This window comes from Bacteroides xylanisolvens, assembly GCF_018289135.1.
Taxonomy (GTDB): Bacteria; Bacteroidota; Bacteroidia; order Bacteroidales; family Bacteroidaceae; genus Bacteroides; species Bacteroides xylanisolvens.
Genome location: NZ_CP072216.1, coordinates 1800769 through 1826920 on the forward strand (window position 1 = coordinate 1800769; position 26152 = coordinate 1826920).

The window sequence follows — 26152 nt, forward strand, 5'->3', positions numbered from 1 at the left end:
TTCTCTCCTTTTTGACCTTATAATATGATAAGGAATAAACATTTTCGCGTTTTACCTAATTTCAATATTATAATAAACAGTTGAATTAATTTTTTGTTCAACTATTTTCTATATCCTAGAAACTTCTACCACTAGAAATAGTTAAAGAAACAACTGCACAAATGTAGAAACAATTCTGTATCATTGTTACTCCTTTTTTATAATTTGTCGTTCGATAACACTTATTAGACTAATAATAGCTACAGATTGACCAATTTAGGCGAATTTAGACTACAAATCAATAGCAAAATAGATTTTGAGATAATAATATCTGATTATCCGTTTATGCACCTGTTATATTCGCAATTACTAGTCTGTCAAAGAGTTTGTCTCCAAAATACCGTCTGTTTAATTTGTAAATAAACTCGTTGAGATACAACTGTAAGTATTTCCTTTTGATTTTATGGTAGTTGCCCAGCAATGTCCGTTTTGCATTACTGATTGCGATATGCACCCATTTGAGTGTTTCCTTGGTGGTTTTGGCGTCTGATTTCTCGGTGACGTGCAATTCCACCAGATCGGAGATGTCAACGTAAGAAGTGCTTTTGTCCGAAAATACGATGGCATCATCCTCCATGCAGTCCCTGACCACGCCGTTGATTCCTTCACTTTGATGGCTATCCAGTACCCTGGCCTTGAAATAACGCACATGCTTCTCCTTTTTGCCCGTTTCGATATCTTCCAACGGGGTGCTTTCGGCCATCACCGCAACGTTCTGCTTTCCCTCGGCTCCCCGGCCACGTGTACCCTTGCCTCGCTCGATTTCCTTACTGGCCACCGAAAAGTAACCCTCATCCAGTTCTATCATCCCTTCCAGTGTATACCTTGCATCCCGGTTGCCCATCGCCCTGCGGAGTTTGTGTACCATCGCCCATACCGGTTCGTAACGCTTCAATCCTAATTGCTTCTGGAGTTCGTTGGTGGAGAATCCCTTTTTTGTGCAACTCATCAGGAACATCGTTTTGTACCACACCAGAAACGGCAGCTTGGAGCTCTCCATGATCGTACCGCTGCGCAACGAGGTGCGGAAACGGCAACCTTTGCATTCATAACTCCATTTACCCTGTAACCAATAATGGGAAGTGCCCCCGCATCGCTTGCAGACAACCCCTTCCTTATCACGCTGCTCCTTGAAATGCAAACGACAATCTTCCTCCGAACCGAAATGAGCCGTAAAACTGAATATGTTCATAATCCCTGCTTTTTGAGCGCTAATATACTAAAAATATTAGGTGTGTTTGCGGAGAATCAGATAATAATATATCAATAAACCGGATTTTCGCGTCCAGTTTCCTTTCTCTTTGTTTTAAATCAAGGATTTAGCCGTAATACAAAATAGTAGCACAGACAACTAGTTTTGTGCTCGAACACAGCGAACGCTGTTTTTTCATGTTTTCCTTAAGAAAGTTTAAAGCCGTATTTTCTATTTTTCTACGATCCATTTCTCTATATTTCGCGTCTCCGCACTAAAATTCACAGCAATTTTCAGGAGGTTCTGGTTGTCTTTTTCAAGGATACGCTTTTCAACTAAAGAAAACACCAAATCCTGCACGAAAGTTTTTCATGCAGGATTTACATTGCACCTTATATTATATAGAAGACTATTCCTTATTTATATAAAAGAGAAATATAATCAACGCCTATACAATTATTATCTCATTTTTTTGCTGTAATTTTGCACCACTAATATAAAACACTCAAAATGATGAAGAAAATACTGTTACTCGGTTCCGGAGAACTAGGAAAAGAATTTGTAATTTCAGCTCAACGTAAAGGTCAACACATCATTGCCTGCGACTCATACGCGGGAGCACCTGCTATGCAAGTGGCTGATGAATTTGAAGTATTCGATATGCTGAACGGTGAAGAACTGGAGCGTGTCGTAAAGAAACACCAGCCGGACATTATCGTTCCGGAGATTGAAGCGATCCGCACAGAACGTTTGTATGACTTCGAAAAAGAAGGCATACAGGTAGTGCCCAGCGCCCGTGCCGTGAACTTCACGATGAATCGTAAAGCTATCCGCGACCTTGCCGCCAAAGAGCTCGGACTGAAAACAGCCAAATACTTCTACGCCAAAACATTGGACGAACTGAAAGAAGCTGCCGCTAAAATCGGTTTCCCTTGTGTCGTTAAACCGTTGATGTCATCCTCCGGTAAAGGACAGTCGCTGGTGAAGAGTGCCGACGAACTTGAACACGCCTGGGAATACGGATGCAGCGGAAGCCGTGGCGATATCCGCGAACTTATCATTGAAGAATTTATCAAATTCGACAGCGAAATCACCCTGCTCACCGTTACTCAAAAGAACGGCCCCACCCTGTTCTGCCCCCCTATCGGACACGTGCAGAAAGGTGGCGACTATCGCGAAAGTTTCCAGCCTGCACACATCGATCCTGCTCATTTGAAAGAAGCGGAAGAGATGGCAGAAAAAGTAACCCGCGCGTTGACAGGCGCAGGACTTTGGGGAGTTGAGTTCTTCCTAAGCCATGAAAACGGAGTCTATTTCTCCGAACTTTCTCCACGTCCGCACGATACCGGCATGGTAACTTTGGCAGGAACACAAAATCTGAATGAATTTGAATTGCACCTGCGTGCCGTGCTCGGTCTGCCTATTCCGGGCATCAAGCAAGAACGAATAGGCGCAAGTGCCGTCATCCTCTCTCCGATTGCCAGCCAGGAGCGCCCTCAATATCGTGGACTGGAAGAAGTGACCAAAGAAGAAGATACCTATCTACGTATATTCGGCAAACCGTTTACACGCGTCAACCGTCGTATGGGTGTGGTGCTTTGCTACGCTCCGCTCGATGCTGATTTGGATGCGTTGCGCGACAAGGCTAAGAGAATTGCAGAGAAAGTAGAAGTTTACTAAAAAAGAAATTTAGAGATAAGATGAATAGAATCCGCCAAGTAAACCTGTCTGACATTCCAGCACTACAAGAGCTATATCAGCATACAGTCCTGACTGTGAACCGAAAAGATTATACAGCCGAAGAAGTAGCAGACTGGGCTTCGTGCGGAGACGATACATCACATTGGGGTGAGCTTTTCGAAGAGCAACATTACGTGGTTGCAGAAAATGAAGAAGGTGTGATTGTAGGCTTCGGCTCTGTCAACGACGACGGATATATGCACACGCTGTTTGTCCATAAGGACTTTCAGCATCAAGGCATTGCGACATCTTTGTATAAATATCTCGAAGCATACGCACGAGAAAGAGGTGCGAAAAGATTAACATCGGAGGTTAGCATCACGGCAAAACCGTTTTTCGAGAAACAAGGTTTTCAGGTTGATGAAGAACAAAAACGGAAAGCTAATCAAATGTGTCTCACCAATTATAAAATGAGCAAGCAACTCTATTAATCTATATCGTTTCACATCTAAAATGCAAAGACATAGAATCAGTCTCACTTACTGACGAAGAGAAAACTTATTCTATTGATAAAAAACTCCAACCAATGCGACTTTATCCGCCACTTGGTTGGAGTTCTTTTTTAGCTTTATGAAATATTTTTCAGATACATAACAATGAAACTATCGTTTCTTACTCAAGAAACGTTTTGCCAAATATTTACGTATCGGTTCGTCATACAGTTTCAGGCACAGATAAGCAAGCACGATACTCAAGACAAAGACGCACACGGCTACGTGCCAAGTCTCGCCCAACGTATAGAGCTTATTCTCAATCAGCCATGCATAGAACAGATACATCAACGGATAATGGATCACATAAACCGGATAGGATATATCCCCCAGAAATTTGCATATCTTTGTCGATTGCACGTCCGTAGTGGTGCCCGACGCTCCTATCCAAAGAATGATAGGGAAAGCCACAATCACACAAAACGCTTCATAAACACCATTCATGCAAAGCGGCTCCATTCCTTCGAGATAAGGAACAGCGAACAGGGCAATCAATGCAACGGTACAGATCCAGAAAGCACCTCTCACCTTCATAGGCTTGAAGTTACGCGACATCAGCATACCCAGCGAAAAAGGGAAAAGCATACGTAGGGAGCCGCCCAGGAAGTTAACCCCGTCCAGCGTCCAGCCCACTCCTATGTTTCCATAAGTGGAGACATTGAAGACGGCAAACGCTGCCAATGCTACCCCCAGCAACACCACAAATACCGTCAGCGCCTTGTTGGACAAGCGACGGATGAACAACGCATACAGGATATTACCGATATACTCGAAAAATAACGACCAGCAAGGGCCGTTCAACGGAAACATCTCACCGTTGCCACGAACTTCATATCCCACCCCCGGCATGGCAGGAATGAAGAATATCGTGCAAAGAAGAGACAACATAATCATGGAGATGGCTACATGCGTTCCATCCCATTGCACACAACCCTGAATACAGAATGTGATAGCACCCAATACGGCACCCATAACGACCATCGGATGAAGACGTATCAAACGGCGTTTAAAGAAATCTTTCATGGTGAGACTCTTGCCCCAACGGTCGTCATAAGCGTAACCGATCACGAAACCCGAAAGGATAAAGAAGAAATCCACGGCAAGATAACCGTGGTTGAGAGTCTCGATATTGCCACCACCGGCAAAAGCATATCCCTCGAATACATGATACCATATCACCATAAGAGCCGCTACACCGCGAAGTCCGTCAAGAAGATCATAATGTGCTTTGGTATCTGCAAAGGCTGAAGAAGAAATGTTCGACATCTGTTTTTCTATTAGTTAGTTAGTATTTTCAGATGGCAAAGATACGGTTTGCGAAACGAAGTTCTTTTGCTTAAAAGCAAAAAAGCCCTACCGAAAACTATTTTTTAGCACGTACCCGACTAAGCGTGTAGATGGAAATGCCCAAAAAGGCAGCCACATACTTCAGCTTCACCCGGTTTATCAGTCCGGGATAGCGACGGTTGAACTGCTCATACCGTTCTTTAGGCGAAAGCTGGAGCCGTTCCACAAACATGTGGCTAAGTTCTTTATTGACATTCTGATGCAGGATACGCCCCCAGTTGGCTATGTCGATATAGGTTTCGTAGAGCATATTCAGCTTGTCGATATGGATGACGTAGATTTTGCAATCGGAAAGCGTTTCAATGCTCTCCACCGACGGTTGCTGATAGTAGAGCGAATCCATGCCGAACGTAATGTCGCCTTCTAGCGTGAACCACGTAGTAGTATCCTGTCCGTTGTGATGGAATACGGAACGGGCAATGCCCTCTTCAATGAAATAAACCAGGCGGTCTGTTACCCCCGACTGGACGATATAGGTATCTTTAGGATAATATCGCAGTTCCATATTCGCCTGAAGCGCCTGAAGCGCTTCATCGGATACCGGATAGATTTCTCTTATTTTTTGAATAATGTTTTCCATTTTGAGATTCCTTACTTGATTCGACAGACCACCGGACGGACATTTCTAATGACGCACCTTAGGATACTTATTATTGAAACGGAATCCCAAGCCGAGCATCAGATAATTAGGTGTCTGAAAGTTTTGGAGATTGTAACCGATGTGAAGGAAAGAGCTACGTGTCACGTCTATCTTCAACGCAAAGACCTGATACAGCCCCCGCAAATCGCCACGCCCCAGCACATTCGTTCCCAAACCGACATTGATGGTGAAAAACGGCATTACATACTCCGCCCGTCCCGAAAGTCCGAGAGCAAGCTGATGCTGAATGCCCGGCACAAGAAACCTGCGTTCGGAAGTGCCGCTGCCTCCATCGTAATCGTACTCCACAATCCGGTCTTCGGTGTACACATTGGCACTACCGTCATAAACACCGTCCAGCGAGACGCCGAATCGCAGCTTATAGTTGAGGTTGTACATCGGGGCAAAGTTGAATCCCGCCACGGGGTAACTGCCCGGCGAAGCTATCTGCTTCCCGCTTTCTACGTACACGCCTTTCCGTCTCCACGAGCCGAACAACACAAGGTCGTAACTGATATGACGGGGAAAACGGGGAATATACGGCTTGACCAAAGACTTGGTCAGGTCGGATTCTTCACGGTTGAAGTTGTACACCAGACCGATTTTCGCTCCGGTGGTGTTCACTCCTGCGTTGGGGAATTTGGTGTTGCCGTTGGAGAAATGCGTAAAATCTCCGCCGATGATAAAATCGAAATAACGGGAAAGCGACCAATTGAGGTAGATACCTGCATTGAGATACGCATTCACCCGTGAACCTACCGCTCCGTTGTAGGAGTTGTAATCGTTATCGTATGGTTTCCATCCGGCAGAAAGGCCGAAATTCCACTCGTAATTGAGCGAAAGACGGGGATTGAAACGGGCGATACGTGCGCCCTGAAAGACATAGAACGTCACCGGATCACCGAGTTGCTTACGGTCGCCAAAGGTGGTGACGGCCAAGCCGAAGCCTTGGTAGGCTCCGCCGTAGATACGGTCGGCACAGGTATTGGGACGAAACTTGAAGGAATATTTCAAATGAGCGGCAAAGGAACTTTGGATGGGCTTCCACCGTTCGTTCTCTCCTTGCAGGAAAGGATTGGTGGGGAACACGTATTGCGGCCGAGCTTCTATCCCCAACCGGTGAATGAACCGATGGGGAACGTAAGGAGCTACCGTGTCCATGCCACATTGCGGGAAACTGTTGCGCCGGAATCCATGAAGTTCTTCCTGCAATCGACGCACTTCTTCACGAAGTTCGCGGACGTCCTGCTGGAGTTGCTCCACGTCTTGCCTGACCTCTTTCACCTCCTGCCCCACTTCTTGCGCGCACAGCGAAGCAACGGGGAAAAGCAAGGCGGAACAGAATAGGATGATTTCCCGTCTGGGTATCTTTACTCTCATATCATAGTCTGGTTAGTCTTTTTCAGAACGAAGTTTATAAATGGAGCTTCTCGATAAACTGCGCTACATGATAGCCATCCATCAATCCATGATGGCAAGTGACGGAAACGGGCATCATCAGCCTTTCTCCTTCGCGGAAGTATTTACCGGTGGAGATTTTGGGAACGCTGTCGCCCGAACGCATATTGGTGGGATGCTTCATATCGGTGAAAGAGAGCCACGGCACAGCCGAATAATGAATGGCGTTGGGATGAAACGTACCTCCTTTGTTGAGTCCCGTAGTGGCTTGCAGGCGTTCCATCTCGGCTTTTGCCCGACGAATAAAGACGAGTTCGTCCGGATCGTATTCAAAAGCGGCAAAAGAAAAGGTGTGGTCGGCACGCCCCACAGTGGCTTCGGGCAGAAGACTGTCATAACACACCACTCGATTGCCTTCGATGCGGTAGCGGAACTCTTCCACGGCAGCCGCGGCAGTCACGATGCGGTGAAGGACGAGCAGGGAAAAGGAAACGCCTTTGTCTTTGGCTTCCTGATACGCGCGCGTACAATCTACGTTGACCGTCACTCCAAAAAAAGGATCGTCAAAAGCACTGAAATGTTCGTAATGTTCTCTTCTGTTCCAAGTAGCAATATCGATGATCTTCTCTATCTGATTCATTCTAAACACTCTTTTTTAAGTTTCACCACAGATTACACAGATTAACACAGATTGAATTCGGATGCATCCTTTTTTCTTTTTATATCTCAACCATTATCGGTAATTAAGAATCTGTGTTAATCCGTGTAATCTGTGGTGAACATAGATATACAATTACTGATGTTGCTCACGCAACAAGTCATTCACTGTCTTCACCGGGTTAAAGGTAGAAAGAGGAACTTCTACAAAGACGGTATTCCAGTCGCTCATCGCACCATTCCACAAACCGGGAAGTTCGAGGGCTTTCAGGTCTTTACCGTTCTTCGATTTGTAGGAGATGAAGCCGGTGGCTTTATCTACATATTTCACCAGGTCGAATTTATGTCCTTTATAATCACGCACAGCGCATACGAGGTCTACCGGATTGAAGTGCGTACCCTTCTCGAACATTTCTTTCTTCTCCGGATCGTCCATGTCGATCTGCGAGCTTTCGAGGATTTGCAGGGAGATGGTTCCGTCGCTATTGTAAGCAAGGAACGGACCGCCGCCGGGTTCGCCTACGTTCTTCACCATTCCGCAGACACGCATCGGACGGTTGAACTTGTTTTTGAGGTAAATGGCCAGTACGGAGTCTTCGAGATCTTTTGTTTCCGGATTCTTGCAGAAGAGTTTCTTTTGCAGGAATTGAAGCATTTCCATCATCTGGTCGTGCGTATACTTGCCGCTGTCGAGCAGCGTGAGGTATTCGAATACTTGTTTTTGCAGGGTCACGAGCACTCCGGCAATCAGTTTCTTATACGTAACGGTGTCGGCTTTCAAACGGTCGGGCACTACGTTGTCGATGTTCTTGATGAAGATGATGTCTGCGTCCAAGTCGTTCAGGTTCTCAATCAGCGCGCCATGACCACCGGGACGGAACAGCAGTTTGCCGTTGTCGCGGAACGGTTGGTTGTCCATATCGGCAGCAATGGTGTCGGTACTTGGCTTCTGCTCGGAGAAGGTGATGTAATAGTCTACGCCGTAACGTTTGGCGAAGTCGTCCACTTTTTCCGTCACGAGCTTCTTGAAAAGTTCGCGGTGTTCGGTAGACACGGTGAAGTGTACGTTCACTTTGCCGCTCTTGCCGGCTGCATACAGAGCGCCTTCGGCAAGATGTTCCTCCATCGGAGTGCGGGAGCCTTCGGGATATTTATGGAATTTGAGCAGACCTTTCGGTAGTGCGCCATAGTTCAGTCCTGCAGTCTCCAGCAGGGCGGACACCACTGCTTTATAGTTGCCTTCTTCCATCAGTCCGGGAATGTCTTTTCCGGAGATTCGCTGACAGGCCACATTCAGATCGTCATAGAAAGCAAAATTCTTGATTCCGTCAAAGAAGGCCTGCTCGAACTTGGTAGTCGGCTGGTCATAATCGGCGGACAGAAACTCGAATAGATTCTTAAACATACGACTTGCAGCACCGGAGGCAGGCACGAACTTCACAACAGTCTTATCTGTGTTTGTATATGCATCCCAGGCGGCCAGATAAGCCTTCTGTTCTTCTGCGTCGGGAGCTAATATGCCCTTTTCGATGGAAGCTGCCGCATCCAGTTTTAAAAAGGGAAATCCCGTCTGGAAGCATGCTAATTGTTCTGCAATTTGCTCTTCCGTGATGCCTTTCTTGGCAAGCAACTCTTTGTCCTGTGTCGTTATCATAATATCTAATTTTATTAATTGATGCCCAAAAATACAAAATGTTATTTACTTCTTGCCGAATAACCGGAAAAAAAACTACTTTTACATCGAATTAACAAGATTGAATATGGACGACTTTTTTACATTGGAGGAAAAAAAGGAGCTTTTTTCACTCTATCGACATTTATTGCAGTCTGCCGGAGACAGTATTTTCTGGAGAGATTGCCAAAAGTTAAAGAAACATCTTATCAAGGCGGCCCAATGTAACGGTCTGCAACGCAATAACTTCGGGATGAATCCCGTCATCAGAGATTTACAAACAGCAGTGATCGTTGCCGAGGAAATCGGTATGAAAGGTTCGTGCCTGATCGGGATCATGTTGCACGAAATCGTGAAAGGCCATGTATTGTCTATCGACGAGGTGAACGCCGAATATGGTGAAGACGTGGCAAGTATCATCAAGGGATTGGTGAAGACGAACGAGCTGTATGCCAAAAGCCCTGCCATCGAGTCGGAGAATTTCCGTAATCTGCTGCTGTCGTTTGCGGAGGATATGCGCGTAATCCTGATTATGATTGCCGACCGCGTGAACGTGATGCGCAAAATAAAGGATACAGGCAACGAGGAGGACCGGATCAAGGTGGCAAACGAAGCAGCGTATCTGTATGCTCCGCTGGCCCACAAGCTGGGATTGTATAAGCTAAAATCGGAACTGGAGGATTTGTCTCTCAAATATACGCAGAAAGAGACATATTATTTCATCAAGGATAAGCTGAACGAAACGAAGGCTTCCCGCGACAAGTATATCGCCGCTTTTATCGAACCGATCCAAAAGAAGGTGGCGGAAGCGGGACTGAAGTTCGACATCAAGGGACGCACGAAGTCGATTCATTCGATATGGAACAAGATTCAGAAGCAAAAGACTCCTTTTGAGGGGATTTATGACTTGTTCGCCATCCGTATCATCCTGGATTCGGAACCGGATCCGGCGAAGGAGAAGCAGGAGTGCTGGCAGGTGTATTCGATTGTGACGGATATGTACCAGCCGAACCCGAAGCGTCTGCGCGACTGGCTTTCAATACCGAAGAGTAATGGTTACGAGTCGTTGCACATCACCGTGATGGGCCCGGAAGGGAAATGGGTGGAAGTGCAGATACGTACCCGACGGATGGACGAGATCGCGGAACGCGGACTGGCTGCGCACTGGAGATATAAAGGTATCAAAGGAGAAACGGGCTTGGACGAGTGGCTGACTTCCGTGCGGGAGGCATTGGAGAACGCGGACAACGACTCGATGAAGGTGATGGATCAGTTTAAGATGGATCTCTACGAGGATGAAGTGTTTGTCTTTACGCCCAAGGGGGATTTGTTCAAGCTGGCTAAAGGGGCTACGGTGCTCGATTTTGCTTTCCATATACATAGTAAGTTGGGATGCAAGTGTATCGGCGCGAAAGTGAACGGCAAGAATGTGCAGTTGAAGCAGAAGTTGAACAGCGGCGACCAGGTGGAGATCATGACTTCAAATACCCAGACTCCGAAACAGGACTGGCTGAACATCGTGACGACTTCCAAAGCACGCACCAAGATACGCCAGGCGCTCAAAGAGATGGTGGCACGCCAACATGCGTTTGCCAAAGAGACGCTGGAACGAAAATTCAAGAACCGCAAACTGGAGTATGATGAAGCGACCATGATGCGCCTCATCAAGCGTTTGGGATTCAAGAACGTGACGGAGTTTTATCAACGGATTGCCGATGGCGGACTGGATGTGAACGAGATTCTGGATAAATACATTGAGCAGCAAAAACGGGACAGCGATACGCACGATGAAATTGTTTATCGGAGTGCCGAAGGGTATAATTTGCAAACCGCGCAGGAGGAAACGACATCTAAAGAGGATGTACTGGTGATTGACCAGAATCTGAAAGGACTGGAGTTTAAACTGGCTAAATGTTGTAACCCGATTTATGGCGATGATGTGTTCGGGTTCGTAACGGTGAGCGGCGGTATCAAGATACACCGGTCGGATTGTCCGAACGCGAACCAGATGCGCGAACGTTTCGGCTACCGGATTGTGAAGGCTCGCTGGGCGGGCAAGTCGGAAGGTACGCAATATCCGATCACGCTGCGCGTTGTAGGACATGATGATATTGGTATCGTAACAAATATTACTTCGATCATCTCGAAAGAGAATGGTATCACGCTACGTTCTATCGGTATTGATTCGAACGATGGGTTATTCTCTGGCACACTGACGGTAATGGTGGGTGATACGGGGCGTTTGGAGGCTCTTATCAAGAAATTACGGACGGTGAAGGGAGTAAAACAGGTGAGCAGGAATTAAAGTTAAGACAGAAGAACAAAAGAACATATTTTTGGATACGTATGATGAAAATCAAAAAACAATCATCACTCCTGAAATATGTTCTTTTGTTCTTCTGTCTATTTTATCTTACCTTCTTCTTTATATAATAAGGATAAGTGACCAATACGAAGAACAGCAAAGCGATAGAAGCTACCATCTGTCCGGTATGGAGCATCTTGTCTGTATCTAATTCCATGTAGCACGCAGTAGCGATACCCAGGGAGATACCAACTTCGCTTGCCAACAAATGGGTAGTGTTGGCTGTTCCGCGTTGGCAATGATGGGATAGTTTCACAAATATCATCAGGAATTCCGGCATGGTTAAACCTAAACCCAATCCCAAGAGTACGGAAGAGATGCCTATCGAAAGGTCTGTGTTCAATAAGGACATGGCTACCATTTCCAACCCGATTCCTATAATGACCAAGCGCAGTGTCTTCTCTTTAAAAAAGAACAGGCGCGCGATGAACAGGGAGATAATGTATCCGAGGGTTGTGCCGACAAAGAACGGTACGGGGATTCCCACGTTTCCGAGTACGAAATCGTTTAGGAAAGGGTGTACCATTGGAATCAGTAAGCCCGGAACAAATGTTATCAGAATCAGGTTGATAGCGGGAACCCATCCACGAAGCAATAAGAAGCGGTCGAAGGAATAGAGTTTAGTGACAATCGGCGCACGGAAAGGTACATATACCCCCGATAGCATGAGAATTCCTACAGCTCCGGTTATGACAGATACAGTGAGCAGGTTTTGGAATGAGTGGCTTTGATAGAGCCACACTCCGAGGATAATCCCCAAAAGCATTCCCAGACGTGCCGTCCACGAGAAGCTGACATTTCCCGCGCTCCGCAGTGTGGAGTTGGTGATGTCGATAGCCAAGGTGATACCGGCAGTAGTGCCTATGCCAAAGGCCAGTCCTTGCACGGTACTCAACAGGATTAGTTCTGTGAAGTTCGTCACAAAGGCGTACCCAATCGTCGCCACTACCATCAGGGCAGCGGCAAACATACATACGTATTTACGTTTGTAGGCATCTACCAGGTAGGCATGGAAAGGACCGATGAGGAACATCCCCAAGGTGAAAAAAAGAAAGATTACTCCTGTCTGTGCGGCCGGCACTCCGAGACGGTCGGCCATCTCTACGGAAAGTACCGGAAATAACACATACAAGGATATAAACAACAGCAAATTAGCTACACATATCCGCATAAAATGAACTGTCCACAATTTAACTGCCATATACTATCTTAATATTGTTCCTTCTCGTTGGGGAAGTAGCAATTCTTCACGTCGGAAACGTAACGGCTGATGGCGTCGGTCATCACCGTGTACAAGTCAGCATAACGACGTAAGAAACGCGGACGGAATCCGTTGTTCATGCCAAGCATGTCCTGAATAACCAATACCTGACCGTCTACGTGACCGCCGGCACCGATTCCAATGATAGGAATAGTGAGCTCGGAAGCTACACGCTCTGCAAGGGTAGCGGGGATTTTTTCGAGTACAATGGCAAAACAGCCTGCTTCTTCCAATAAATGGGCGTCGCGAATCAGTTTGTCGGCTTCGGCTTCGTCTTTGGCACGTACGGTATAGGTTCCGTATTTGTTAATGGATTGAGGCATGAGTCCCAAATGTCCCATCACAGGAATACCGGCGCATACGATACGTTTCACCGTGTCGATGATTTCTTCACCGCCTTCGAGCTTCAATGCGTCAGCGTGACTTTCTTTCATGATGCGGATAGCGGAAGCAAGTCCCTCCATCTCATTGCCCTGGTAAGATCCGAAAGGCATATCAACTACCACCATCGCACGCTTTACACCACGTACTACGGATTTGGCATGATAAATCATTTGGTCGAGCGTGATAGGTAATGTAGTCACGTTACCTGCCATTACGTTAGAAGCGGAGTCGCCTACCAGGATTACGTCCATTCCCGCACCGTCTACAATCTGTGCCATTGTGTAATCATACGCAGTCAGCATAGATATTTTTTCGCCTCTCTGTTTCATTTCAACCAAGCGATGAGTAGTCACCTTTCTTGTGTCATCTGATATATAACCAGCCATGTCTTTTTAATTTATGATTTATGAATTATGATTTATGTCATTGATGTCTGCGCATTTGGACGCTTTCAAAAATTGCGGCAAAGTTATAACATTTAATTCATAACTGGGAAAGAAAAGCAAAAAATCCTTTCAAATGCTTCGCTTGGATAGTTGGAAGGCATTTGAAAGGATGGGTGGGTCTCACTATTTTTATTTATCTCGGTTATTTTTCTTATTTCATTTATTAATATAATATAAGTGAGGTAACTATTTAAAAATAATGCCGTTATTTATGGAGAGATATCATTTTTTCGTATGTCATGCCGGTGAAGTCGTCTATTATATAATGGGCTTTTCCGGTGATGGCTTCGCGTGAGTTGGTGGTGGCAAGTCCGATCACGGTTGCCCCGGAAGTCATGCCGGCTTGCAGGCCGTGGAAAGAATCCTCAAAGACGTAGGAGTTTTCGGGGGTGGCTTCAAAGATTTCCATTCCCAGCAGGAAACAGTCGGGAGCGGGTTTTGAACGGGCAAACATTTCTCCTGTCAGGATGCGGTCTACCATTCCTTTAAATTCGGGATGGGCATTGTAGACGTTGGCCATCTTCTCTTCGTTGGAGCTGGTGACTACGGCTATCTTTGCACCGTTCCGACGAAGATCAGCTATGAAGGCTTCTACTCCGGGGATGTATTCGTAGGACATCTTTTTCTCGTAAACATTGAGTTCAGCGCTTATTTCGAGCTGCGCTTCGGGTTTGTCCGCGAAATGCTTTTCATAGATTTGTAATAGCGTCTGTCCCTTGATACGGCGTCCGAAATCTTCTTCATTCAGATATTTCCGTCCTTGCTCGTCCCAAAAAACAGTGTACTGCGTTTCTGTATCCATGATGACACCGTCAAAGTCGAAAAGTGCTGCAATTGTTTTCGTTGTATTCATATTAAACTGTCTTTTTACCTAAAACGTTAAACCTTGTGTATCTATCGCCGCAAAGTTCCGAATAATCATCGAATCAGGCAAATAATTCGTACCTTTGCAAAGCTAAAAAAAACGTAACATACGTTTTTATCCAACAAAATCTACTGGCGCATGAGCAAGAACGACCCGCACATTTTAGGCAAAGAACGTATCGGCAAATTGCTGTTACAATATTCCATTCCTGCGATTATCGGAATGACGATTACTTCTATCTATAACATCATTGACAGTATCTTCATCGGACATGGCGTAGGACCGATGGCTATTGCCGGACTGGCTATCAGCTTCCCGCTGATGAATCTTGTTGTCGCTTTCTGTACACTGGTTTCGGCTGGTGGGTCTACCCTCGCCTCTATCCGTCTGGGACAGAAGGATATGAAAGGGGCTACGGAAATTTTGTCACATACACTGATGCTTTGTATCACAAATTCTCTTTTCTTCGGTATTCTATCTTTTATCTTCCTGGATGATATACTGACTTTTTTCGGAGCCAGCGCCGACACCCTTCCGTATGCACGCAGCTTTATGCAGGTGATTTTGCTGGGAACTCCCATCACTTACACAATGATCGGGCTGAACAACGTGATGCGCGCTACCGGATACCCCAAAAAGGCTATGCTTACTTCAATGGTAACGGTGGTGGCTAACATCATCCTCGCTCCTATCTTTATCTTCCACTTCGAATGGGGAATGAGGGGTGCGGCTACGGCAACGGTTATCTCGCAGTTGATTGGTATGGTGTGGGTGGTGAGCCACTTCACCAAGAAAGACAGTACGGTGCATTTTGAAGGGAATATCTGGAAAATGAAACCGAGGATTGTAGAAAGTATCTTCGCCATCGGTATGTCTCCATTCCTGATGAATGTGTGTGCGTGTGCCATCGTGATTATCATCAATAACAGTTTGCAAAATTATGGGGGCGATATGGCTATCGGTGCGTATGGTATCATCAATCGGTTGCTGACGCTTTATGTAATGATTGTGTTGGGGCTGACTATGGGGATGCAGCCAATCGTGGGCTACAACTTCGGCGCACAAAAGATAGACCGGGTGAAACAAACGTTGCGACTGGGGATTATCTCCGGGGTAGTGATTACGAGCAGCGGGTTCGTGATTTGTGAGTTTTTCCCTCATGCCGTATCGGCTCTCTTCACCGATAGCGATGAGTTGATTGATTTGGCGGTAGGCGGTATCCGGCTGACTGTGTTGATGTTCCCGTTTGTAGGGGCACAGATTGTAATCGGTAACTTCTTCCAAAGTATCGGCAAGGCTAAAATCAGTATTTTCCTTTCGCTGACGCGGCAGTTGCTTTATCTTTTGCCTTGCTTATTACTGTTCCCTAACTGGTGGGGATTGGAAGGAATTTGGATCAGTATGCCGGTATCGGATGCGCTGGCGTTTATTACAGCCGTTGTCAGTCTGATGATTTACATCAAGAAGGTTTCCAAACAGCATCCGGTAGTAGCAGAATAAGGCGGTGTCTGCCCTATTCTGCCATTTATTCTATTCGGCTTATTCTGCTTTAATGCTATTGACCGGATTCTCGTTCGCGATATGCCATGCTTTCAGAACAACACAGATTACAATCAGTAATTGGACGAACAAGGCCGTAGCAGCAAAAAGCAATGGATTCAAATCAATCTGCTCGGCAAATTGGTCGAGCCATGCCTGTCCTGCAAAATAAGAAACGGTAGTGCCTACTAGGATAGAAATCACTGAAACGTATAAAATGTCACGTGTCAGTAATCCGAGGATATGAGATGCTTCGGCTCCATTCACTTTCCGGATAGCTATCTCTTTGCTCCGGCGCTGGGTTTCATCGTTCACATAGCCAATCAATCCCATGATAACGATCAGCAGGATAAAGGCGGAAGTGATCCAGACGGAATTGCGGAAGCGGTATACGTCTTTATAGATATTTTTCACCATTTGATCTACTAGGATAAAACGCAAGGATATATTCGGATAGGTGTTTTCTACAAACTCGTTCAGACGTTTCAGATTCTCGTTATATGGTTCTTTCAAGCGGACATCAAAGGCGTGGTTGGCATTTTCATCTCCAATTAGGACAATAGGAGATTGCGACCCATAAAAGCTGTTATTGCGAATGTCACGGAATACGCCTACAATCGTTCCTTGAATGTCATTCACTGTTTTACCTACTGCTCCGTCGGTCCATTTCATCAGACGCACCAGTTCTTCGTTTACCAATAAGTCGTTCTGCTTTTTCAGCGTAGTACCTTCTATAATCTTAATACCCATTACTTCAGGATAGTTGTAATGACAGGAGTTGAAATTAAGGGTAGCAATCCGCTTACCGTCATTTCCCATCAGTCCGCGTGTCCAGTACTCGCCCAACACCCCATTCACGGCAACGGTCACTCCTTCTACCATCGGCTGGCGGTTCAAATCGTCTTTAATATGCTCCACCGATTCTTTAGGCAACCATGTCTGCGCTTGAGCTAATCCGGGCACGACGATACCCATATCACGGCTCATCAGATGACTGTACTGCAACAGAGTGACCAGCAACAATCCCAAGACGAAAGAAACTCCTGTAAACTGCACAAACAACAACGAACGCTTCCACCCTTTCTTCCCATCTGTATACCGGCGGAATACTTGCGTGACAGGGATACGGGAGAATAATCGTCCCGGTATGCCACCTGCCAGTATGAAGAGAACAAGGATAGTGAGCAACGGTACCCACAACGTTTCCCAAGTGAAAAGTGAGGAAAGACGGACGGAAAGTAAATCTTCAATCAGACCACGCGCATTGATTATCAGTAAGAAACTAAGCAATACGGAAAGAATGACAAGGATTCCCGTCTCTGCCATAAACATTCTGAAAATATGAGTGGAACTGGCTCCATTGCACTTATGCACTCCCACTCCTTTTGCACGACGGCTTAAAGTAGCAATGGATATCAGCATATAGTTCATGATAGCCACAAAGAAGATAGCAAAGCCCAAAAATCCGTAAATGACCAAACGCTTTTGTACATCGGGAGAAGCCAGATGACGTTTCACCAATGGAATGGCGCTAAATTCAATTTTCCAGCCATCAAACTCTAATGCGGTATATTTACCGATCACCCGCTGAATGTCAGCATTCACTTTGTCAATGTCCGAAGCATGGCGCAAACGAAGGAAAGCATAAAAGACATCATTTCCTCTCCAGCCGGCTCCTGCATGATACCCTCCATTCTGATGAACAGATATCACGAAATCATGGGTGAGCATCGTGTTTTCCGGTACATCTTTGTAGATCCCACGTATGGTCAGTGTGTTTTGTTTTTCAACAGAAAGCACTTTACCAACAGGGCTTTCATCTCCAAACGTCTCACGGGCAAAATGCTCCGAAACAAAAACGCTTCCGGGCATAATCATATCTTTGGGATTGCCTTCCAACACCGGTATGCCGAAAGTCTGAAAGAAACAAGTATCCGCAAAGATGTAATCTGCATCGGGCAACAGTTTATCTTCATAATAAATATTGGCACTTCCCATCGAAAGGACACTACTGGCTACTTCTATTTCCTTCGGCATTTCTTCTGCCAAAGTAGGTGCCACCACATCGAAAACAGTATAGTCATAACCGATCTCTCCATCATCACCTGCGGTTTCGCCTGTACTAAGATTAGTCATCTGACAACGTACGAGTGCCAGGCGTTCCGCCTCCGGATAGCATTTCTCATAGCTTAGTTCGAAGGCTATCTGCGAAAAAAGCAGAATACCGATAGTAAGCCCTAAAGAAAGGGAAATGATTCGTATGATATTCGATCCGCATTCACGCAATAAGGTACGTATAGTATAATAGATTTGTCTCATGGTTGGTTCTCTGTTTATGCCTTTACACTTGCTACAATACTTCCATCGAATAAATGTACGGTACGATGTGCAAAACTGGCATCGTGCTGTGAGTGGGTCACCATGATAATGGTTGTCCCCTCTCTATTCAGTTCCGTCAACAGATTCATCACTTCCGCTCCGTTCTTTGAGTCAAGGTTACCCGTAGGCTCATCGGCAAGGATGAGTTGAGGATTGGTTACAACCGCGCGGGCTATCGCCACCCGTTGTTGCTGTCCGCCGGAAAGCTGTTGAGGAAAATGTTTAGCACGGTGGTTGATATTCATTCTTTTTAGAATGTCTTCTACCATTCGGCGACGTTCGGAAGATTTAAGACCTAAATAAGTGAGCGGAAGTTCCACATTCTCATAGACGTTCAATTCGTCTATCAGATTAAAGCTCTGGAATACAAAGCCCAGTTTACCTTTACGGACACGGGTACGCTCCTTTTCTTTCAGACCGGCTACTTCTTCTCCCATCAACAGATAAGAGCCTTCAGTGGGGTTATCTAATAGGCCGAGGATGTTTAATAAGGTGGATTTCCCACAACCAGACGGTCCCATGATAGCAACAAATTCTCCTTCTTTTACTTCAAGGTTTACATGATTTAATGCGACCGTCTCCACTTCGGTAGTACGGAATACTTTACTAATATTTTCAATCTGTATCATCTTGTTTATTTATGATGTTGTTCTACATAGATTTATTTCCAGTTTTACTATTGACGTTTTTAGTCATGCAGAAAGTATGCCAAACAAGAATGGCTATTCATTTTCAATCATTTATCTTTTCCTAGTTTCCCAAGCATTGTCTAATAATTAGACGGTCCTGTCTGATTATTAGACAAATCGATACTGTTCCATATCTCCCATTTATTGTTCAAAGAGTCCTATTTGCCTGTTAGCCGATTGTCCATCCAAATAGAAAACTTTATCTTTGCATTTAGTTTTCTAGACTATAAACAAAATAATTATGATGAGAAAGAATGTATATGTATTCTTATCGTGCTTTTTACTTTCCGGATGCGGCATGATAGATTACCATCCATATGACGTCCGTATCAGCGGCGAAACAGAGGTCAACGCACATAATATCGAAAGAATAGAAGCAAACTGCCAGGGTAAAACGACCATACGCTTTGTGACTATGGGCGACTCACAACGATGGTACGATGAAACGGAAGATTTCGTGAAAGAGATTAATAAACGGAATGATATCGACTTCGTTATTCACGGAGGCGATATGAGTGACTTCGGACTAACCAAAGAGTTTCTCTGGCAAAGGGATATCATGAACGGACTTAACGTGCCTTATGTAGTCCTTATCGGCAACCATGATTGTTTGGGGACGGGAGCAGAAACATACAAGGCAGTATTCGGTCCCACTAACTTCTCTTTTATTGCAGGCAACGTCAAATTTATCTGTCTGAACACCAATGCATTGGAGTATGACTACTCTGAACCGGTGCCGAACTTCACCTTTATGGAACAAGAGTTAACGAACAGACAGGACGAATTCAAAAAAACAGTCATTAGTATGCACGCACGCCCCTACACAGATGTATTCAATGATAATGTGGCAAAAGTATTCCAACATTATGTCAAACAATACCCGGGAATACAGTTTTGTACAGCTGCCCACACACATCACTTTCAGGATGACGTGATTTTTGATGATGGAATACATTATGTTACCAGTGATTGCATGGATCTCCGTACTTATCTGGTATTTACAATAACCCCGGAAAAATATGAATATGAACTGGTTAAATACTAACTATATCTTGCGCGCAGGAGTATTATCCGTACTTCTGTTACTTCCCGGTCTGATTTCAGCTACTTGTAAAGCAGATACAATCATCAACTCGTACAAGGCTGATTCACTCCGTTTCATTATCAAAGATGATTCAATTATCACTTTTCGCACAGGAGATTCTATATTTACGATCATCAGAGCGGACTCTGTATTGCCGGTTACACCGAAGCAGGTGAAACACAGTCGTTACGATAACCGGATTCACCGTTTCCGCAGTCACTGGGAACGGATTATCCCGACGCACTCCAAAATACAGTATGCCGGAAACATGGGATTACTTTCTTTCGGTACGGGATGGGATTACGGGAAACATAATCAGTGGGAAACGGATATATTGCTCGGATTTATACCGAAATATTCGTCAAAGAAGGCCAAAGTAACCATGACGCTCAAGCAGAACTATATGCCCTGGAGCATTAATATCGGAAAGGGCTTCTCTACGGAACCTCTTACCTGCGGGCTTTATGTGAATACCGTGTTTGGCGACCAGTTTTGGGTGAATGAGCCGGAACGTTATCCGAAAGGTTACTATGGTTTCTCCAGCAAAGTACGTTTTCATGTTTTCATGGGACAACGGTTGACATACGATATTGATCCGCAACGTAGATTTTTAGCCAAGTCGGTGACTTTTTTCTATGAAATAAGTACGTGCGACCTGTATGTTATCAGTGCAGTAAACAATAGCTATCTCCGTCCCCGTGATTATCTTAGTTTATCATTCGGATTGAAGTTCCAGTGGTTATAAAAGAATTTATGATTTATGAATTATGATTTATAACTCACTTTTTCGTAAGTTTGCGCTTTACAAACTTAAACGAAAATGAGTAAATCAGGAACAATCATCATTGTAGACGATAATAAAGGAGTATTGACTGCCGTACAAATCCTTCTGAAAAGTTATTTTTCCAAGATTGTCACACTCTCCTCTCCTGTCACCCTGTCCAGTGTCATAAGGGAAGAAACACCGGAAGTAATTTTGTTGGATATGAATTTCACATCAGGCATCAACACCGGTAATGAGGGTTTATTCTGGTTGCATGAAATAAAGAAAGTACGTCCGGAACTTCCGGTCGTACTTTTTACGGCTTATGCCGACATCGAACTGGCTATCCGGGGGATTAAAGAAGGAGCAACCGACTTTATCGTCAAGCCTTGGGATAACCAAAAACTGGTGGAAACCCTGCAAACCGCAGCAGCTTCTACGCACAACGACAAGAAAACGGGCAGCAAAGAAGAAACCACCCACTCACCTATGTACTGGGGAGAAAGCAAAGTGATGCAGCAACTCCACTCATTGATTGAAAAGGTAGCCATTACCGACGCCAATATCCTGATAACAGGCGAAAACGGAACGGGGAAAGAAATGCTGGCACGGGAGATTCATCTCCTTTCCAACCGCAAATACAAAGAAATGATTGCAGTGGATATGGGGACTATCACAGAGTCTTTATTTGAAAGTGAGCTTTTCGGACACGTTAAAGGTTCTTTCACCGACGCACACACCGACCGGACCGGCAAATTTGAGGCTGCCGATAATAGTACGCTGTTTCTCGATGAAATAGGCAACCTGCCTTACCACCTGCAAGCAAAGCTACTGACCGTCCTCCAACGACGAAGCATTGTGAGAGTGGGAAGCAACACGCCGATTCCCATTCATATCCGACTGATATGCGCAACCAACCGGAATCTGCAAGAGATGGTAGTGAAAGGTGAATTCCGGGAAGATTTGCTCTATCGCATCAATACCATTCATGTAGAGATTCCTCCTTTGCGGGAACGGAAAGAAGATATTATTCCATTGGCCGAAAGGTTCATGGTACGCTTTTGCAAACAATATGACAAGACATTGATGAAGTTCACTCCCGACGCTAAAGATAAATTGAAAGCACACCTTTGGTATGGTAATATCCGTGAACTGGAACACGTGATTGAAAAGGCCGTTATCATCAATGACAGTCCGCTCGTTCCCGCCGAATTGTTCCAATTATCCATTCCACGGACGGAGAGTCAGGAGAAAAGTATTTCTACGCTGGAAGAGATGGAAATGCAGATGATACGGAAAGCGCTCGACACTTGTGCAGGAAACTTATCGGCAGTAGCCGCCCAACTGGGAATAACCAGGCAAACTCTTTATAACAAGATGAAAAAGTTCGGATTATGACAGTGCAGCTTCAACAAGTAGGTGTTCAATATTGGTTCAGAGTCTTGCTGACGGTACTTTTCTGTATATCGTCCGTGTGGTTCGGTATACATCAATCATACAGCTGGTTAGGAGTCAGTCTTTGTTTATTGGTTCTTAGCATACTTTGGCAAATCCGCCTTTATCGCCTCCACACCAAACAGGTGCTTTTTATGATTGATGCGCTCGAGAATAATGATAATACATTTCATTTTACCGAAGAAAACGGTACTCCCGAAAGCAAAGAAATAAACCGGGCACTCAACCGCGTGGGACATATCTTATATAGCGTGAAAGCTGAAACAGCCCAGCAAGAGAAATACTACGAACTGATTCTCGACTTTGTCAGTACAGGATTAGTAGTGCTCAATGACAATGGAGCCGTTTATCAGAAGAACAAAGAAGCACTCCGTATTTTAGGGCTGAATGTGTTTACACATATCCGCCAGTTAAGTCAAGTGGATGCGCAGCTTATGGAGAAAATAGAGAACTGTCGCCCGGGGGACAAACTACAAGTCATATTTCACAATGAACGGGGAACGATTAACTTATCCATCCGTGTGTCGGAAATCAATGTACGCAAAGAGCATCTGCGCATCCTTGCCCTGAATGATATCAATACCGAACTGGATGAAAAAGAAATAGATTCATGGATCCGGCTGACACGGGTACTGACACATGAGATCATGAACTCTGTGACTCCCATCACTTCCCTTTGCGATACGCTTCTTTCAATATCAGCGAATAAAGACGAAGAAATAAATCACGGATTGCAAACAATCAGTACGACCGGAAAAGGGTTGCTTGCCTTTGTAGAATCATACCGGCAATTCACACGTATACCGACACCGGAACCCTCCTTGTTCTATGTGAAAGCATTCATAGAAAGAATGGTTGAACTTGCCTGTCATCAGCATCCATGTGAGCATATCCGTTTCCACACAGAGATTACTCCTGCGGACTTAATCGTATATGCAGATGAGAATCTTATTTCACAGGTAGTTATCAATCTTTTGAAGAACGCAATTCAAGCAATCGGCAATCAGCCGGATGGGAGAATTGAGTTGAAGGCGTCCTGCAATGACATGGAAGAAATATGGATTGAGATAAAGAACAATGGCCCCGAAATCCCAGCGGAAATAGCAGAACATATCTTCATTCCTTTCTTTACGACCAAAGAAGGCGGTAGCGGAATCGGACTTAGTATCTCCCGCCAAATCATGCGCCTTTCGGGAGGAAGCCTTACGTTACTACGAGAGAAAGAGACAACGTTTATTTTAAAATTCAAATAACGATTGATATATGATACCTACACTAGTCAATAATCCGCTATTCCGTGGAATCACTCCGGAAAGACTTCTTGCCGATCTGGAAGAGATCAGTTTTCATACACGTTCTTATAAGAAAGGAGAAATCCTGGCGCGACAGGGAGATGTGTGCAACCGTCTTGTCATCCTGACCAAAGGAAGTGTGCGTGGGGAAATGATTGACTATTCGGGACGTCTTATCAAGGTGGAAGATATAACTGCTCCCAAAGCGATTGCCCCCCTGTTCCTGTTTGGTGAGCAGAACCGCTATCCGGTGGAGGTAACTGCCAATGAACCGACAGAGGTGATCGAGCTTCCTAAACCAAGTGTTTTGAGTTTGTTCCGCAAGAACGAGCAGTTTTTGGAAAACTATATGAATCTCTCCGCCAATTATGCACGGACTTTATCAGATAAACTTTTCTTCATGTCATTTAAGACCATTCGTCAGAAACTTGCCTCCTACCTGCTCCGCCTGTACAAACAGCAACAACAGACACATATCACCCTCGACCGTTCGCAACAGGAGTTGAGTGATTACTTCGGAGTGTCCCGCCCTTCCCTCGCCCGCGAACTGGCACACATGCAGGAAGACGGACTATTGATAGCGGATCGTAAACATATCACTATCTTACAGAAAGAAGAACTGGTCCGGCTCATCCAATAATGCTCCGATTTAAAAATCATTTATCTAATTGTGAGTATTTGAGATAAAATATTCATTGTTGTAACATTGGTTACAGAATCACCTGAAACCTTTCCTCTACTTTTGCGTTCAATAAATAAACTGTTGGACTAATTAAAAACGTAAAAGTTATGAGTATGTTCTGTTATCAATGTCAAGAAACCGCAATGGGTACGGGGTGTACCTTAAAAGGTGTATGCGGTAAAACTTCCGAAGTGGCTAACCTGCAAGACCTGCTGCTTTTTGTAGTACGTGGAATTGCTGTCTACAACGAACATCTGCGTAAAGAGGGACAGTCTTCCGAACAAGCAGACAAATTTATCTATGATGCTTTGTTCATCACCATCACTAACGCCAATTTTGATAAAGTAGCGATCACCGAAAAAATCAAAGAAGGACTGAAACTGAAAAAGGAACTTGCCGGTAAGGTAAAGATCGAAAATGCTCCTGACGAATGTCTTTGGGATGGAAACGAAGAGGAATTTGAAGAAAAATCAAAAACGGTCGGTGTGCTTCGCACGCCTAACGAGGATATACGCTCACTAAAAGAACTCGTACACTATGGCCTGAAAGGAATGGCTGCCTACGTAGAGCATGCGCATAACCTGGGTTATCAGTCACCGGAGATATTTGCTTTCATGCAGCACGCATTGTCCGAATTGACCCGCAATGATATTACTGTGGAAGAATTGGTTCAATTAACGCTGGAAACAGGAAAACATGGAGTATCGGCAATGGCACAGCTGGACAAGGCAAATACGAGCAGTTACGGTAATCCGGAAATCTCACAAGTGAATCTTGGTGTCCGTAATCATCCGGGTATATTGATAAGCGGACATGATTTAAAAGACCTCGAAGAGTTGCTGGAGCAAACGGAAGGTACAGGGGTAGATGTATATACGCACAGTGAAATGCTGCCTGCGCACTATTATCCTCAACTAAAGAAGTATAAGCATCTGGCAGGAAACTACGGAAATGCCTGGTGGAAACAAAAAGAGGAATTTGAAAGTTTCAACGGTCCGATCCTGTTTACAAGTAACTGTATTGTTCCGCCACGTGCGAATGCCAGCTACAAAGACCGCATTTACATCACAGGAGCCTGCGGTCTGGAAGGCGCGCATTATATCCCCGAACGCAAAGATGGAAAACCGAAAGATTTTTCTGCCCTGATTGCTCATGCTAAACAATGCCAGCCACCCGTAGCCATCGAAAACGGAACACTCATCGGTGGATTCGCTCATGCACAGGTGACGGCTTTAGCGGATAAAGTGGTGGATGCCGTGAAAAGTGGAGCCATCCGTAAGTTCTTTGTAATGGCAGGATGCGACGGACGTATGAAGAGCCGTGAATATTATACGGAATTTGCTCAAAAGCTACCCGGTGATACAGTGATTCTTACGGCAGGTTGCGCCAAGTACAGATACAATAAATTAGCTTTAGGTGATATCAACGGTATTCCGAGAGTATTGGATGCGGGACAATGTAACGACAGTTACTCACTGGCTGTAATCGCTCTAAAACTGAAAGAAATCTTCGGGTTGGACGATGTGAATCAGTTACCTATCGTATACAACATTGCATGGTACGAACAAAAGGCGGTCATTGTTTTATTGGCATTGCTGGCTTTAGGAGTGAAACATATTCATTTAGGACCTACTCTTCCCGCTTTCCTTTCACCGAATGTAAAGAACGTATTGATCGAGCAATTTGGGATCGGAGGTATCAGTACAGTGGATGAAGATATTGTGAAGTTTCTATCATAAATGATAAGGGAACAGAAGGGTATTTTACAGGCA

At 45.0% G+C, this 26152-nt stretch carries 21 protein-coding genes; 10 read left to right on the top strand and 11 right to left on the bottom strand.

What is annotated here, in order from left to right; all coding sequences use genetic code 11:
- Positions 1–322: 322 nt before the first annotated feature.
- Positions 323–1231, bottom strand: coding sequence for an IS1595-like element ISBbi1 family transposase (locus INE92_RS07635; RefSeq protein WP_005807145.1), 909 nt, complete (start codon positions 1229–1231; stop codon positions 323–325).
- Positions 1232–1744: 513 nt separating this feature from the next.
- Between INE92_RS07635 and purT the strand changes: the two genes are divergently transcribed.
- Positions 1745–2911 carry a formate-dependent phosphoribosylglycinamide formyltransferase gene (gene purT / locus INE92_RS07640; protein ID WP_008639987.1) on the top strand — a complete coding sequence of 389 codons (1167 nt, stop codon included), beginning with the start codon at positions 1745–1747 and terminating at the stop codon, positions 2909–2911.
- 20 nt (positions 2912–2931) lie between these two features.
- On the top strand, positions 2932–3402 hold the full coding sequence (locus tag INE92_RS07645) for a GNAT family N-acetyltransferase (protein WP_008639984.1): 471 nt from the start codon (positions 2932–2934) through the stop codon (positions 3400–3402).
- 171 nt (positions 3403–3573) lie between these two features.
- On the opposite strand, the gene INE92_RS07650 is transcribed toward INE92_RS07645, so the two are convergent.
- The 5 genes from INE92_RS07650 to INE92_RS07670 all read right to left on the bottom strand — a co-directional run bounded on the left by INE92_RS07650 (position 3574) and on the right by INE92_RS07670 (position 9158).
- Positions 3574–4728: an acyltransferase family protein gene (locus INE92_RS07650; protein WP_004315308.1), complete on the bottom strand. Its 1155-nt coding sequence runs from the start codon at positions 4726–4728 to the stop codon at positions 3574–3576.
- A 97-nt stretch (positions 4729–4825) separates the two neighbouring features.
- Complete coding sequence (locus INE92_RS07655) at positions 4826–5389, bottom strand: Crp/Fnr family transcriptional regulator (protein ID WP_004315309.1); 564 nt, start codon at positions 5387–5389, stop codon at positions 4826–4828.
- A gap of 45 nt (positions 5390–5434) precedes the next feature.
- The gene (locus tag INE92_RS07660; protein WP_004315310.1) at positions 5435–6829 is read right to left on the bottom strand and encodes an acyloxyacyl hydrolase; all 1395 of its coding nucleotides are present in this window, start codon (positions 6827–6829) and stop codon (positions 5435–5437) included.
- Positions 6830–6863: 34 nt separating this feature from the next.
- On the bottom strand, positions 6864–7487 hold the full coding sequence (locus INE92_RS07665) for a chloramphenicol acetyltransferase (protein ID WP_004315311.1): 624 nt from the start codon (positions 7485–7487) through the stop codon (positions 6864–6866).
- A 153-nt stretch (positions 7488–7640) separates the two neighbouring features.
- Complete coding sequence (locus INE92_RS07670) at positions 7641–9158, bottom strand: DUF4301 family protein (RefSeq protein ID WP_015531024.1); 1518 nt, start codon at positions 9156–9158, stop codon at positions 7641–7643.
- A 106-nt stretch (positions 9159–9264) separates the two neighbouring features.
- Here INE92_RS07670 and INE92_RS07675 point away from each other — a divergent pair, with 106 nt between their 5' ends.
- Entirely contained in the window at positions 9265–11481 is a 2217-nt protein-coding gene (locus INE92_RS07675; protein ID WP_004316962.1) for a RelA/SpoT family protein, read from the top strand.
- Positions 11482–11584: 103 nt separating this feature from the next.
- On the opposite strand, the gene INE92_RS07680 is transcribed toward INE92_RS07675, so the two are convergent.
- The 3 genes from INE92_RS07680 to INE92_RS07690 all read right to left on the bottom strand — a co-directional run bounded on the left by INE92_RS07680 (position 11585) and on the right by INE92_RS07690 (position 14485).
- Positions 11585–12742: an MFS transporter gene (locus INE92_RS07680; protein WP_004316963.1), complete on the bottom strand. Its 1158-nt coding sequence runs from the start codon at positions 12740–12742 to the stop codon at positions 11585–11587.
- Between the two features lie 8 nt (positions 12743–12750).
- On the bottom strand, positions 12751–13572 hold the full coding sequence (panB, locus tag INE92_RS07685) for a 3-methyl-2-oxobutanoate hydroxymethyltransferase (protein ID WP_004316964.1): 822 nt from the start codon (positions 13570–13572) through the stop codon (positions 12751–12753).
- 265 nt (positions 13573–13837) lie between these two features.
- Positions 13838–14485 (bottom strand): HAD family hydrolase, encoded by a 648-nt coding sequence (locus INE92_RS07690; RefSeq protein WP_004316965.1) that lies wholly within the window; start codon positions 14483–14485, stop codon positions 13838–13840.
- A 150-nt stretch (positions 14486–14635) separates the two neighbouring features.
- Here INE92_RS07690 and INE92_RS07695 point away from each other — a divergent pair, with 150 nt between their 5' ends.
- The gene (locus INE92_RS07695; RefSeq protein ID WP_009039523.1) at positions 14636–15997 is read left to right on the top strand and encodes an MATE family efflux transporter; all 1362 of its coding nucleotides are present in this window, start codon (positions 14636–14638) and stop codon (positions 15995–15997) included.
- Positions 15998–16036: 39 nt separating this feature from the next.
- On the opposite strand, the gene INE92_RS07700 is transcribed toward INE92_RS07695, so the two are convergent.
- Both INE92_RS07700 and INE92_RS07705 read right to left on the bottom strand, forming a co-directional pair.
- A complete protein-coding gene (locus tag INE92_RS07700) occupies positions 16037–18355 on the bottom strand; it encodes an ABC transporter permease (protein WP_004316967.1) in 2319 nt (772 codons plus the stop codon).
- 14 nt (positions 18356–18369) lie between these two features.
- Positions 18370–19044, bottom strand: coding sequence for an ABC transporter ATP-binding protein (locus INE92_RS07705; protein ID WP_004316968.1), 675 nt, complete (start codon positions 19042–19044; stop codon positions 18370–18372).
- Positions 19045–19345: 301 nt separating this feature from the next.
- Between INE92_RS07705 and INE92_RS07710 the strand changes: the two genes are divergently transcribed.
- From INE92_RS07710 to hcp, 6 genes are all read left to right on the top strand, one after another.
- Positions 19346–20149, top strand: a complete 804-nt coding sequence (locus INE92_RS07710; RefSeq protein WP_015531021.1) for a metallophosphoesterase family protein — start codon at positions 19346–19348, stop codon at positions 20147–20149.
- Entirely contained in the window at positions 20130–20933 is an 804-nt protein-coding gene (locus INE92_RS07715) for a hypothetical protein (RefSeq protein WP_074909294.1), read from the top strand. The genes INE92_RS07710 and INE92_RS07715 overlap by 20 nt, the downstream gene beginning before the upstream one ends.
- A 75-nt stretch (positions 20934–21008) precedes the next feature.
- Positions 21009–22349, top strand: a complete 1341-nt coding sequence (locus tag INE92_RS07720; RefSeq protein ID WP_015531019.1) for a sigma-54-dependent transcriptional regulator — start codon at positions 21009–21011, stop codon at positions 22347–22349.
- Complete coding sequence (locus tag INE92_RS07725) at positions 22346–23659, top strand: sensor histidine kinase (RefSeq protein ID WP_008022633.1); 1314 nt, start codon at positions 22346–22348, stop codon at positions 23657–23659. The genes INE92_RS07720 and INE92_RS07725 overlap by 4 nt, the downstream gene beginning before the upstream one ends.
- A gap of 10 nt (positions 23660–23669) precedes the next feature.
- Positions 23670–24338, top strand: a complete 669-nt coding sequence (locus INE92_RS07730) for a Crp/Fnr family transcriptional regulator (RefSeq protein ID WP_008022634.1) — start codon at positions 23670–23672, stop codon at positions 24336–24338.
- 149 nt (positions 24339–24487) lie between these two features.
- The gene (gene hcp, locus INE92_RS07735) at positions 24488–26119 is read left to right on the top strand and encodes a hydroxylamine reductase (RefSeq protein WP_004316974.1); all 1632 of its coding nucleotides are present in this window, start codon (positions 24488–24490) and stop codon (positions 26117–26119) included.
- The last annotated feature ends 33 nt before the right edge of the window (positions 26120–26152 follow it).